This window comes from Mesorhizobium shangrilense (assembly GCF_040537815.1).
Lineage (GTDB): Bacteria > Pseudomonadota > Alphaproteobacteria > Rhizobiales > Rhizobiaceae > Mesorhizobium > Mesorhizobium shangrilense.
Map to the genome: position 1 here is coordinate 1,666,419 of NZ_JBEWSZ010000001.1, position 12,438 is coordinate 1,678,856.

At 60.8% G+C, this 12,438-nt stretch carries 12 protein-coding genes; 7 read left to right on the plus strand and 5 right to left on the minus strand.

Translation table 11 applies throughout. The features are described 5' to 3' along the window. Positions 1 to 50: 50 nt before the first annotated feature. Positions 51 to 410 (plus strand): cupin domain-containing protein, encoded by a 360-nt coding sequence (locus ABVQ20_RS08410; RefSeq protein WP_354459049.1) that lies wholly within the window; start codon positions 51 to 53, stop codon positions 408 to 410. Positions 411 to 470: 60 nt separating this feature from the next. Here the strand turns inward: ABVQ20_RS08410 and ABVQ20_RS08415 are convergent, their stop codons facing one another. The 4 genes from ABVQ20_RS08415 to ABVQ20_RS08430 all read right to left on the minus strand — a co-directional run bounded on the left by ABVQ20_RS08415 (position 471) and on the right by ABVQ20_RS08430 (position 4,759). Continuing rightward, positions 471 to 1,181: a TetR/AcrR family transcriptional regulator gene (locus ABVQ20_RS08415; protein ID WP_354459050.1), complete on the minus strand. Its 711-nt coding sequence runs from the start codon at positions 1,179 to 1,181 to the stop codon at positions 471 to 473. 101 nt (positions 1,182 to 1,282) lie between these two features. Then, complete coding sequence (locus ABVQ20_RS08420) at positions 1,283 to 2,710, minus strand: amidase (RefSeq protein WP_354459051.1); 1,428 nt, start codon at positions 2,708 to 2,710, stop codon at positions 1,283 to 1,285. Between the two features lie 92 nt (positions 2,711 to 2,802). Then, positions 2,803 to 3,834, minus strand: a complete 1,032-nt coding sequence (locus ABVQ20_RS08425) for an extracellular solute-binding protein (RefSeq protein ID WP_354459052.1) — start codon at positions 3,832 to 3,834, stop codon at positions 2,803 to 2,805. A 310-nt stretch (positions 3,835 to 4,144) separates the two neighbouring features. Further along, positions 4,145 to 4,759, minus strand: a complete 615-nt coding sequence (locus ABVQ20_RS08430) for a TetR/AcrR family transcriptional regulator (RefSeq protein WP_354459053.1) — start codon at positions 4,757 to 4,759, stop codon at positions 4,145 to 4,147. Between the two features lie 91 nt (positions 4,760 to 4,850). Here ABVQ20_RS08430 and ABVQ20_RS08435 point away from each other — a divergent pair, with 91 nt between their 5' ends. From ABVQ20_RS08435 to glf, 6 genes are all read left to right on the plus strand, one after another. After that, positions 4,851 to 5,942 (plus strand): polyamine ABC transporter substrate-binding protein, encoded by a 1,092-nt coding sequence (locus tag ABVQ20_RS08435; protein WP_354459054.1) that lies wholly within the window; start codon positions 4,851 to 4,853, stop codon positions 5,940 to 5,942. Between the two features lie 13 nt (positions 5,943 to 5,955). Next, entirely contained in the window at positions 5,956 to 6,801 is an 846-nt protein-coding gene (locus ABVQ20_RS08440; protein WP_354459055.1) for an ABC transporter permease, read from the plus strand. Positions 6,802 to 6,803: 2 nt separating this feature from the next. Continuing rightward, positions 6,804 to 7,586, plus strand: coding sequence for an ABC transporter permease (locus tag ABVQ20_RS08445; RefSeq protein WP_354459056.1), 783 nt, complete (start codon positions 6,804 to 6,806; stop codon positions 7,584 to 7,586). After that, positions 7,583 to 8,647, plus strand: coding sequence for an ABC transporter ATP-binding protein (locus ABVQ20_RS08450; RefSeq protein WP_354459057.1), 1,065 nt, complete (start codon positions 7,583 to 7,585; stop codon positions 8,645 to 8,647). The genes ABVQ20_RS08445 and ABVQ20_RS08450 overlap by 4 nt, the downstream gene beginning before the upstream one ends. 3 nt (positions 8,648 to 8,650) lie before the next feature. After that, positions 8,651 to 9,412 carry an MBL fold metallo-hydrolase gene (locus ABVQ20_RS08455; RefSeq protein WP_354459058.1) on the plus strand — a complete coding sequence of 254 codons (762 nt, stop codon included), beginning with the start codon at positions 8,651 to 8,653 and terminating at the stop codon, positions 9,410 to 9,412. A gap of 210 nt (positions 9,413 to 9,622) precedes the next feature. After that, positions 9,623 to 10,828 carry a UDP-galactopyranose mutase gene (glf, locus tag ABVQ20_RS08460; protein ID WP_354459059.1) on the plus strand — a complete coding sequence of 402 codons (1,206 nt, stop codon included), beginning with the start codon at positions 9,623 to 9,625 and terminating at the stop codon, positions 10,826 to 10,828. A gap of 28 nt (positions 10,829 to 10,856) precedes the next feature. Here the strand turns inward: glf and ABVQ20_RS08465 are convergent, their stop codons facing one another. Further along, on the minus strand, positions 10,857 to 11,846 hold the full coding sequence (locus ABVQ20_RS08465) for an NAD-dependent epimerase/dehydratase family protein (RefSeq protein WP_354459060.1): 990 nt from the start codon (positions 11,844 to 11,846) through the stop codon (positions 10,857 to 10,859). Positions 11,847 to 12,438: the final 592 nt, after the last annotated feature.

Genomic DNA, 12,438 nt, shown 5'->3' on the forward strand with positions numbered 1-12,438 from the left:
CAATCCGCGAATAAGTCCTACAAGCATTTCAGTGCCTGCCGGAGACCGCCATGACCGACTTCCAGACCTTCGCCCACCTCGCCTCCATCGATCTCGGTGAACCCGAGGCCAAGCCGACCTCGATCAGTGGCGATCAGGTCGAGGCATCGAGGACATTATGGACCTCGCCGGACGGGACGCTGGAAGTCGGCGTCTGGGAGTGCACGCCCGGCCGGTTCACGGCCGCGCGCGAGGCGAATTCCGAAACCTGCCACATTGTGTCGGGCCGTGTCTCATTGCATGGTCCCGATGGCAGGAGCCAGGACGTCGGCCCCGGCGAGATGCTCGTCCTGCCAAGGGGCTGGCAGGGCGAGTGGACCATTCACGAGAAGACGCGAAAACTATACATCCTGCACTTCGAAGAAGCGTGAGCCGAATTCCATTTTCTGGTAAGTTTGCAAACCGGCGCGGGGTCGGATCAACGCTTGTGATCAACCACGCGGGGCCAGATCGAAATGCCGTGGAAACGCCTGATGCAGCAGCATCAGCATCGTCTTGCGCAGCACATCGGATCGGCCTTCCGGTGGGTTCAGGTGATCCCAGAACCACGCGCCATGAACGAGGTAGTTGAGGCTTTCAGCCAGCGTGTCCGTATCGACGTCGCTGTAGCCGCCGATATCAGCGATTTCGACGAGGAATTCACGCGCTTCGGCAGTGTAGGCGAGATCATTCGGCATGCCGATTTCGTTGTAGATTTGCATGCTCTTGCGATCGCTGGAGAAGACGACGAAGACCGACACCCATTTGGGATGCAGTCGCGAGAACCTCTGCGCGCATTCGAGCGCGCCCATCAGGCGTTGCACGGGTGAAAGGTCCGGTGCTCGGACCAGGCTCGCCCAGAGTTCGTCGTATTGATCGCTGAGATACTGCAACACAGCCCTGAAAAGATTCTCCTTGCTGCGGAAGTGGAAGACGACCAGCGCGTTGGATGAGCCGACATGCTCGGCAATGCGCTGCATTGTGACGGTCGCGAGCCCCTCCTCGGCGATGAGCTCGATCGTGGCGTCGATGATCCGCTGAATGCTCGCTTCGCCGCGTTCGCGCCGACGATCCCTGAGGCCGGGGGCGGGTTTCGAACCCTTGCCCTCGGCCTTTGCGACCTTGCGTGTCTCCGGTGCCACGGCTGCCTTGCGTTGCGCCATCTTCGTCCAGTCCTGTTCGAACCCTGCAGTGGATACTTCGCCGGCTCACCTTGGCTTGAGCCGGCGCGCAAAATTCCGTTGCAGGTGCTACCTATACACGATCAAAGCACCGGTCGTGTTTCAGCGCTCCCGTACCATTGGCCCTGTGCCGTTTCATAAGCCATAGCTGCCTGAAACACATCGGCGTCACAATAGGTGCGGCCGACAATCTGGATGCCCGTCGGCACGCCGTTAGCGGCCCTGCCCGACGGTATGGAAAGAACCGGACAACGGCTCATCATGTTGAACGGCGTCGTCATCACCCAGCCAAGCGATGGGTTCACGTGCTTTCCGTTGATCTCGACGGTGTCCTTGGAGTGATCGAACTCCGCCGCCACCGCCGGAATCGCGTTGGTCGGACAGATCAGCACATCGTATTTTTCCAGCAATGGCCCGAGCGTCTGGTACATCCTGGCCGCCACCTCCAGGGTTGCGACAAAGTCCGTGGCCTTCGACTTTTGCCCGTCCTCGGCGAACTTGCGGGCATAGCTCGTCATGTCCTTGCCGTGCTCCCGCAGCATCTGGACAAGCGAGGCGCCGAACAGATGCTCCAGATAGGCCATGCCGGCCTTCAGCACTTCATCGCCCCAGCCAAGATCAACCTCCTCGACCGCAGCCCCCAGCGAACGGAAGACGTCACACGCGGCGAGCGTGTTCTTGCGCACCTCCGGATCCACCTCATAGGAGCCGAGATCCATCGAGAACCCGATCTTCCAGCCACTGATCGGCTTGTAGTCGAGCGGCAAGCGCAGCTTGGGCCGTAGTGTGGCGATGTCGAGCGGGCTCGGTCCAGCCATGACGTTCTGCAGCAGGATCGCGTCCTTCACATTCCGCGCCAGCGGACCCGTGTGGCAGTAGAAATCGAGATTGAAGGGCGGTTCATCGGGGTTTCGGCCATAGGGCGGCTTGAAGCCGACGAGACCGCAAGCCGAAGCGGGAATGCGGATGGAGCCGCCAATGTCCGAACCGGTCGCGATCGAGGAGGTACCGGTGGCCAGCGTCGCCGCCGCACCACCGGACGAACCGCCCGGCGTGAATTCCGGATTCCACGGATTGCGTGTCACGCCCCAGCGCCTGGACCAGGTGTAGCCGGCGCAGCTGAATTCCGGCGTCGCCGTGCGTGCGTGCACGATGCCCCCGGCCTTCATGATCCGCTCGTTCATCGTCGACGTATGGCCGCCAATGGCATCCTTCGACAGAAGCGAGCCATGCGAAGTCGGCTTGCCCTTGATGTAGCTCTCGTCCTTGATGCCGATGGGCAGGCCTTCAAGGACGCCGGCCCTGACGCCCTTGGCGTATTTGGCTTCGGCTTTTTTTGCCAAATCCAATGCCTCTTCAAAATGGGTGAAGGTGAAGCAGTTGATCGTCGGCTTCGTTGCTTCGGCGCGGCGGATGGTGGCCTGCATCAGTTCGACGGGCGAGAGCTTCTTCGCCTTGAACAGCCGCAGCGCCTCGCTGGCCGGCATGTAGCAAAGGTCGAGATCGGTCATGGAAAGTCTCCTGCGATCGCCGGATCGCGTTCTTGCTCAAGTGAGTGGGGGCCGCGCCGCGGGTCGCGGCGCGGAGAAAACCTGGGGCCAGGCTATTTCTGAAGGTCGGTCCAGATCTTCGTGTAGAGCGCCTGCACATTTGGCGGGCAGGCCTGCATGAACTGGCCCTTGGCAGCGAATTCAGCTGGAACGTTCACTTCGGGCGCATTCTTCATGTCGTCGGGCATGAAGGCTTCCGACCCCTTGATGCCATTGGCGTAGTGCGCGAAGGCCGAGATCAACGCGGCGTTCTGCGGGTCCATGATGAAGTTCTGGAAGAGCTTGGCATTCTCGACATTCTTGGCGTCCTTCAGGACAGCGACATTGTCCATCCAGATCGGAAAACCTTCCTTCGGATATCCGTAGACAATCTTGGGATTCTGCAGCCGCTGCCGAAGGGAAATGCCGTTCCAGTTCACACCGGCGGCGATGTCACCCCTGCCCAGGCCGTCGACGGCCGCATAGTCGAGGGAAAGCCATTTTCCCTTCGCCTCGACCAGCTTGTCGTGGACCTTCTTCAGCACCTGCATATCGTCGGTGCAGTATTTGCCACCTTCGTAGGCGATGGCCAGGAACATGATGTCCCCCATTTCTGGGACGACGTTGATCTTGCCGACGAGCTCTGGCGGCGGATCAAGGAAGATCGCGGACGTGTTGATATCGCCGGAATAGACCGACTTGTTGACCGACACGCCAGTCGTACCCCATTGCCACGGAACAGTGTATTTGCGGCCCGGGTCGAACGGCACGTCAACCCATCTCGGATCGACGTTCTTGAAGTTGTCCATCTTGTTGGGATCAGTCTCCAACAATAAACCCTCGCTGATCCAGACCGGCATAACGCTGGCCGACGGTACCACGATGTCATAACCGGACGCGCCTTGGCGGACCTTGGCGAGCGCCGTGTCGTTGGAGTCATAGTCGGTAACGGTGACCTTGACCTTGTAGATCTCCTCGAACTTCTTGATGAGATCGGGGTTGGTGTAGTTGCCCCAATTGTAGATGTTGAGTTCGCCCTCGGCACGGGCAGTACCCGCGCACAGCAGCGACAGCGCGACGGCCGTCGCGGTCAGTTTCCAGTTCATGCTTACTTGCTCCCATTGTTGGGACCCGACGGCAATGCAGCCCAGGGTCCGTTTCCTGCTGAAGAAAAGGCAGGCGGCGACGCCTTTCGCCGCAACGGCAGTCCGGATGACTACCAAGATATTCCCCTCGCGCTTCTAAGCGGACATTCACCGGCAAGCCGGCTGTCCAACCCGATCGACAGGCATAGGGATAACATGACTAACTATACAGTCAATATCTTTTCAGCGCACACCTGTCACTGGATGTTCGCGTCGGTTCCGGCGGCAAATCGTGCGGAACAGTTGCACGCCGCATCCGGAGTCCCGGTCCTCACACCGCAATCGCAGCAACCAGAATCCGGTTCTGCCTGCGTATCGCAAGCCGCAATTCCGGGATCCTTGCCTCATCACGCTTCACGAACTCGATGAACATCATGTTCATGTTGTTGAAGATCAACTCACCCAGAGCCTGGCCGTCGATATCCTGCCGGACCAGGCCGAGCGCCTGCAGCCGGGCGATCAGCGCGCTGATCTGTTCGGTCAGCGACCGGTCGAGCGCGGTGTAGGCCTGGCCGAAGGGGCTGTCGGGCAGCTGCGTCGAGATCGCCATCGCCTGCCGCCACATCTCCTTGCTGAGATAGTGCAAGGAGTGTTCGATGTAGATGCCGACCAGCGTATCCAGGGCATCGCCGACATTGGCCGGCGGGTTGGCGACCACCCCGCGCCCGGCGTTGAGCACCTCGTTGACTTCCAGCGAGACGATGGCGCCGAGGATGTCACCCTTGTTTTGATAGTAGTTGTAGATCGTACCGATCGAGACCTCGGCCTGCGTCGCGATCGCCTCGATCTTGGCGCCTTCATAGCCGGCATCGCGGAAAAGCGCCGCCGCCGCCTCGATGATGCGCCTGTGCCGATCCGCCTTTTGCCTTGCCCGCAATCCGCTCATATCAGCCTCTTGCCACAAAAACAGAATTGACTCAATTTTAGAATTGGTTCAATTTTTTGCCAGAAGCCACAAAGGCAAGGGAGAACACTCGATGTCCATGAAATCCGCATCCATGAATCCGCTCTCCATCCTGAAGAGCCGGTTGCGCACTGCCTGCGCCGCCACGGCACTTCTGTTGGCGGCCGGCGGCATTGCCCAGGCCGCCGATCTCAACGCGTTGATCTGGTGCGATCATTCCGACCCGGCGCTGCTGCAGCCCTTCGAGCAGGCCAACAACGTCAAGGTCAACGTCAAGGAATTCGAGGGAACCGGCGCCGGCCTCGCCATCGTCGAACAGTCGCAGCCCGGCGATTGGGACGTGATGGTGATCGACAGCATCGATGTTCCGCGCGGTGTCGAAAAGGGCCTGTTCGAGCCGCTGCCGGAAGACAAGCTGCCGCTGGCCGACATGTTTCCACAGGTGAAGATGGACGGTTCCACCGTCGTCGGCGGCAAGCGCTACGGCATCACCGAAAAATTCGGCTACAACACGATCGGCTACAACAAGACCAAGGTCGATCCGGCCGACATGCAGTCGCTGGCATCGCTGACATCAGACAAATACAAGGGCAAGGTCGCCATCTACGACTACTATCTGCCGGTCATCGGCATGGCCGCACTTGCCATCGGCAAGAAGACGGCGGACCTGACCGAAGCCGACCTGCCCGCCCTCAAGGCCGAACTTCTCAAGATGAAGGCCAATGCCAAGCTGGTCGGCGAAGTGACCGCCAGCCAGACGGCGCTGGCCACCGGCGAGGTCGACATACTGGTCGGCGGTGGCGAATGGGTGACGGCGGGACTGGCCAAGGAAAACCCGGCGCTGGACTTCTCCATCCCGAAGGAAGGTGCTGTGCTGTGGTCGCAGTCGCTGGCCATGTTCAAGGATTCCAAGAACAAGGACATGGCGCTGAAATTCATCCAGTATATCATGAGCCCGGAAGGCCAGGCGCGCCTTGCCACCTCTTCCTGCTACTGGGGCATGCCGTCCAACACCAAGGCGGCGCTGACCGACGACCAGAAGAAGGTCCTGCGCTTCGACGAGCAGCCGGAATTCCTCGCCCGCGCCCAGGCCTATCCGGCGCCGAACGCCGATCTCGACAAGAAGATGCAGGACATGTGGACCGAAATGCTGCAGGCGAAGTGAGCGATTGCAGTTCATGAGCTCGGCTGGAAACAACGGGCGTGCCCTGCCCTGGGCGCTGGTCACACCGGCGCTTGGCTGGACGCTGCTGTTCTTCGTCCTGCCTTTCATCGCCATGGGGCTCTCCAGCCTGACAGTGCATGAGGGCGGCAGCTTCACCCTGTCCAATTACAGCCAGTTCTTCACCAACCCCTCCTACTGGCAGGCGATGGTGAACTCGCTGCAGGTGACAGCGATCGTCACCGTGGTCTCGGTTCTGCTCGCCTATCCCTTCGCCTGGATCCTCGCCGAACAGGTGCCGGAACGCTGGCAGCGGCTGGCGCTGATGCTGGCCGTGCTGCCGTTCTGGACTTCTTACGTCGTGCGTTCCTATTCCTGGCTGCTGGTGCTGGCGCAGAACGGCGTCATCAACCGCGCGCTCACCGGTTCCGCCCTGATCACCGAGCCGCTGCAGCTCGCCAATACACGCTTCGCCACCGTCACCGGCTTCGTGCATTTCTTCGTCATGCTCTTGACGCTGACCATTTTCGCCAACCTCAAGCAGCTCAGCCCGAGCTACCGCAAGGCGGCCGCCGATCTCGGCGCCGGACCGGTGCGTACCTTCCTGCATGTCGTCCTGCCGCTGACCTTGCCCGGCATCATGGTCGGCGCGTTCCTCACCTTCGTTCTGTGCATCGGTGACTACATCACGCCGCAGATTCTCGGCGGCAACAACGAGCTTCTGATGCCGCAGCTGGTGATGATGCAGATCGGCCGACGCGGCGACTTTCCGCTGGCCTCGGCGCTGGCGATCATCCTGATGGCGGTCGTCACCGTCGCCTATCTGGCATGCGCCCGCTGGCTCAAGATCGAGCGGGCCTGACCATGCGCGCCCTCATCCGCTTCGCTTCCTGGCTCTACGCCCTTGCAATCTACGGCTTCATCTTTCTGCCGGTGGTCGTGCTGGTGCTGTTCTCGCTGCAGGCGACGTCATTTCCGATCCCACCTTTCACCGGCCCGTCGCTGCGCTGGTACGACGCCGTTCTGTCCGACACGCGTCTGACCTCGGCGCTGGTCAACTCATTGCTGGTGGCGTCCATCTCGTCATTTGCCTCCGTCACGCTCGGCTTCCTGTCCGCCTGGGGTTTCGCGCGTTTCGTCCTGCCCGGCTCCGGCCTGCTACGTGGATTGATCACACTGCCGCTGACGGTCAGCTACCTCATCATCGGCATGGGACTGCTGGTGCTGTTCAACTGGGCCGGCGTGCCGAAGTCGCTGGTTTCGGCCGGAATCGGCCACGTGGTGATCAACCTGCCGCTGTGCTTCGCCATCATCTACAGCCAGATGGGCGATCACCAGATCAACATCGAGCGCGCCGCGCGCGACCTCGGTGCACCGGAATGGAAAGTGCTGCTGCTGATCACCGTGCCTGTCATGGCGCCCGCCATCTTCGCCGGCGTCTTCCTGTCGATGACATTCTCCTGGGACGAGTTCGTGATCTCCTTCCTGCTCACGCGCTTCGACACAACGCTGCCGGTGGAAATTTGGAATCTGCTGCGCTCCGGCCTCAATCCCAAGACCAACGCCGTCGGCTCGCTGGTCTTTGCCGTCTCCATCGTGCTGGTGGTGCTGTTCGAGCTGACACTTTTGCGGAGAAAGACGGCATGAGCGCCCCCCTTGTCGATATCCGCGATGTCTCGCATCGTTTCGGCCAGCATGCGGCGCTGAAAAATGTCTCGCTCGCCATCGAACCCGGCAGCTACACCATCCTGCTCGGGCCATCCGGCTCCGGCAAGACGACGCTGCTGTCGATCCTCGGCGGCTTCGTAAGCCCTAGTGAAGGCAAGGTGTTCATCCGCGGTGAGGACTGCACTTCGGTGCCACCAGCCAAGCGACCGACGACGACCGTGTTCCAGGACTATGCGCTGTTCCCGCATATGAGCGTCGGCGGCAATGTCGGCTTTGGCCTGCGCATGCGGGGCGTCGATGGCACCTCGCGCGCCGCACGTGCGCGTGAGGCGCTGGCGCTGGTTGGATTGGCGGCGGCCTTCGACAAGAAGCCGCACCAACTCTCCGGCGGCCAGCGGCAGCGCGTGGCGCTGGCGCGCGCTCTTGTCGTCGAGCCGGCGGTGCTGCTGCTCGACGAACCGCTCGGCGCGCTCGACCTGAAACTGCGCCGGCAGATGCAGGACGAACTGAAAGCGATCCAGAAGCGCGTCGGCACCGCCTTCATCCACGTCACCCACGACCAGGAAGAGGCCATGGCGCTGGCCGACCATTGCGTGGTGATGAATGACGGGCGCATCGAGGACGAAGGGCCGCCCGAGCGCGTCTACGCACGGCCGGCAACCCGCTTTTCGGCGACCTTCATGGGTGAAAGCACCATCCTCGCCGGGAAGGTAACAGAGGTAGCGAATGGGATCATCACCATCGCAACGCAGGCTGGGCCGGTTTCACTGCCCGGCACGTTGCGGGCTGGCACCGCGGTCGCCCTGGCTATCCGGCCGGAGCATCTTGTCTTCGGTGCCACGGCAGGCACTGTCGCGCTGGGGGGGGCCAAGGTGAATGACGTGGTCTTTCAGGGCAGCTTCAAGCGCGTGCTGGCGATGTCCACCAAGGACCCAGCGCTGCACTTCATCGCCAAGGCCTCGGCCGCGGCGACCGTCCAGGCGGGCGACACCGTTGCGGTTTCGTGCAACGCTGGCGACATCATCCTTCTGGCGGATTGAACCATGGGCACGCTTCCGGTCATCGACGCTCCCAATTGGTACGAGACCATCCGCATGAGCGACGGCATCACGCTGATCCACGAGCCATGGATCAAGCCGTTCTTCCGCTGCAACATGTGGCATGTACGTGGCCGCGATCGTGATCTTCTGTTCGATACCGGCCTCGGCCATTTCAGCCTCAAGCGCCACGTGCAGTTGGTGACGGAGCGAAAACTCACCTGCGTCGCCAGCCACACGCATTTCGACCATATCGGCTGCCACCATGAATTTCCGGATCGATGCGTACACTCGGCCGAGGCAGAAATCCTAGCCGACCCGCGCAACGAATGGACGGCCGCCGGCACCTACGCGACCGACGAGATGTTCGACGGCACGCCGCAAGGATGGGACACGGCGCGCTACAGCATCCGGCCCGCACCCGCCGGCCGGATGCTCGCGCATGGCGATGTCGTCGATCTCGGCGATCGTGCCTTCGAGGTCATCCATACACCCGGCCATTCGCCGGGCGGCATCGCGCTCCACGAGAAGAAAACCGGCATCCTGCTTTCCGGCGACATCATCTACGACGGCCCTCTGATCGACGATGTCTATCACTCTGACATCGACGACTACATCGCAACATTGCTGCGCATGCGCGACCTCGATGTCTCGGTCGTGCATGGCGGCCATTTTCCGAGCTTCGGCAAGGTGCGCTACCGCCAGCTTGTCGATGAATATCTGGCGCAGAAGCGGCAAGCCGGCTGCCATCTGCTGAAGACCCCATAGCGTCGACCTGTCACGTAGCGAACAACCGGCCGTTTTGAAAAGCGGGTCTGTTGCAGGGCGGGACATCGACCGGAAGCAACGACGCATAGTGAGTGCAGCCAGCCTTTCCCGGTTCCATCACGTCCCCCGGCGTGAAATGTCACAAACTGAAGTCGCAATATGGCTTCGGGGAATTCCAACCGCTATCATTCGATTCCTTGAAGGATCGGCATGGCCGCCGCGGATTCAGCAATGGGCAACAACATGCTGAGGGGTGCCGAAGTCCTGATCGTCGGCGCGGGATTCTACGGCGCAACGCTGGCTGAGCGCATCGCCACGAAGCTCGGACGGCGGGTGCTGGTGATCGACCGTCGCCCTCATATCGGTGGCAACGCGTACACCGAACTCGACCCCGTGACGGGCGTCGAAATACACCGCTATGGGCCTCATATCTCCCACACTTCGAACGCAGCGGTCTGGGACTACCTCCACCGGTTCACCGGGTTCAACTCTTACCGCCATCGCGGCTTTTCGACTTTTGGCGGCAAAACCTACTCATTGCCGATCAACCTGGCCACGATCTGCCAGTTCTTCGGACGTCAATTGAGCCCCGACGAAGCTCGCACCATGATTGCCGAACAGGCGTCGGAACTTGGCGAGCGACCACCCGCCAATCTCGAAGAGAAGGCGATCTCTCTGGTGGGGCGCCCGTTATACGAAGCCTTCATCAAGGGCTATTCCGCCAAGCAGTGGCAGACCGATCCGCATGAACTGCCTGCGCGGATCATTGAACGCCTGCCCGTTCGCTACACTTTCGAGGATGGCTACTTCAACGATCGCTTCCAGGGCCAGCCGCTCAACGGCTATACGGCTGTCTTCGAAAAGATGCTCAGCCACGAGCTCATCGAGATGAAGCTCGGCGTCGACTTCTTCGACATCAAGAACCTGCTGCCAAAGGACCTGCCGGTGGTCTACACCAGTCCGGTCGACCGCTATTTCGACTACTCGGAGAGAGATCTCGGGTGGCGGACCATCGATATCGAACTCGAGGTCATGGACATCCCGGACTATCAGGGCACGGCAATCATGAACTATGCCGAGGAAGCCGTGCCTTATACACGGGTGACCGAGTTTCGCCATTTCAACCCGGAGCGACCGCACCATGTCGACAAGACACTCATCGGCAGGGAATACTCACGTTTTGCGCGCCGTGCTGACGAGCCATACTATCCAATAGATACGCACAACGACCAGGCGATCTACCGAAATTATCTGGCACGTGCCAGCCAGGAACGGAACCTTCATCTCGGTGGGCGGCTGGGGACCTATCGGTACCTGGACATGCATCAGGCCATAGGCGCCGCCCTCAAGGCCTTCGAGACCGTATTCGAACCTTACTTCGAGGGGAGCCAGGCTTCTCTTTCCCGAGCGACCTGACAAAGCCTGCTCTGATCAAAGCTTAAACTCAAAGCGCTACAGCGCCCTTGGCGTAACCCCCTGGAGCGGACGCCGTGGTTGCGATCTGCTCTCGAAACCATTCGAGGGTCAGCCTGATGCCATCCCGATAGCCTGTTTTCGCTTCCCAACCCGGAAGGACCCGCTCGGCCGAAGTCAGGTCCGGGCAGCGGTTGGTCGGGTCCTGCGGAAACGGCGGATGGTGCTCGATGCGGCTGCCTGGAACGAGCGAGCAAACGAACTCCGCAATCTCCAGGACTGAAATCTCGCAATTGTTGCCGATGTTGAGCGGCCCCCGATGATCAATGGGGTCGCGCCAGAAGAACCGCTCCAGTCCTGTGACAATGTCGTCCACATAACCCCAGCTGCGCGATTGCGAGCCATTGCCGTGGACAGTCACGATCCCGGTTGTCAGCGCCTGGCAGATGAAATTCGATACGGCGCGACCGTCGTCGATGCGGGTGCGCGGCCCATATGTGTTGAACAGCCGCACGACACGAATGTCGAGGTCGCTGACGCGCTGCTGTTCGAACAGCAGCGCTTCCGTGCAGCGCTTGCTTTCATCATATGACGACCTGGGGCCGGTGCAATCCACGGAGCCCCTGTAGCTCTCGGGTTGTGGAGAGACCAGGGGATCGCCGTAGACCTCCGAGGTTGAAGCAAAGCAAAAACGGCCGCCTGGCTTGAGCGCAGACAAAAGATTGAGCGCCCCGCCAATGTTGGCCCTGATGGTGCGTGCCGGTTCACGCATGTACCACACGGGCGACGCTGGCGATGCCAGATGTATGATCTCGTCGAAGCGATGCCGCGACACGAAGCTTTCGGCGTCCTGAATTTCCAGGCCAAGGCGAGGATCATCGATATGCGCGATATTCCGCAGCAATCCGGTCCAGAGATTGTCGACGACAACCAGTCTTTCCAGATCGGTCCTCAGCAACAGGCGGTCGATCAAATGTGAGCCGAGGAACCCGCAGCCACCCGAAATCAACACGCTGCGCATAGAAGCCTTCCTCTCGATATCGGCCATTCAACGCGAGCCGATGCCTTTTGAACGCAAGATAGGCGTTTCGCCCGCCATGAATTCTGTCTGCAAAGTGAGTTCATCTACGCCGGGACGCACTGTGATTGCAATGCGCAAGTCGGATTTTGCCGAGCATGGCCCGCTGGACCGGACAACGTCGGCATGGCGCGCTAGCGGCTCGATCAAAACCCTTGATCCGGCGCGGCCGGCCTGCATCCCCATGGTGATCAGTTGTATTTTGCCAGCTTACAGTGCCCGTTGCGGGCATGGCGTCCCAACTGCGTCGCCGCAGCGCGAGGCAGTTGGCTGAGGCCTGAAGCTCATCTGTTCAGACTGGCGCACCAGCGCCGAAAAGACGAGCGCAAAGCTTCCCAACATCAGGAAAACGATGATCAGACGTGTCACCGGCAATAGATCGGCCTCGACTGGCTAGGCCCCACGCTACCCATCCACTATCGGCTAACATGATCGATGCGGCTTTACGAGTGCTTAAGCTCCACCTTAACCATCACAGTCATCACATTCGCTAATGCAGCGACATGAAGCGCGAGCGGCAAGTCCATCATCCGCC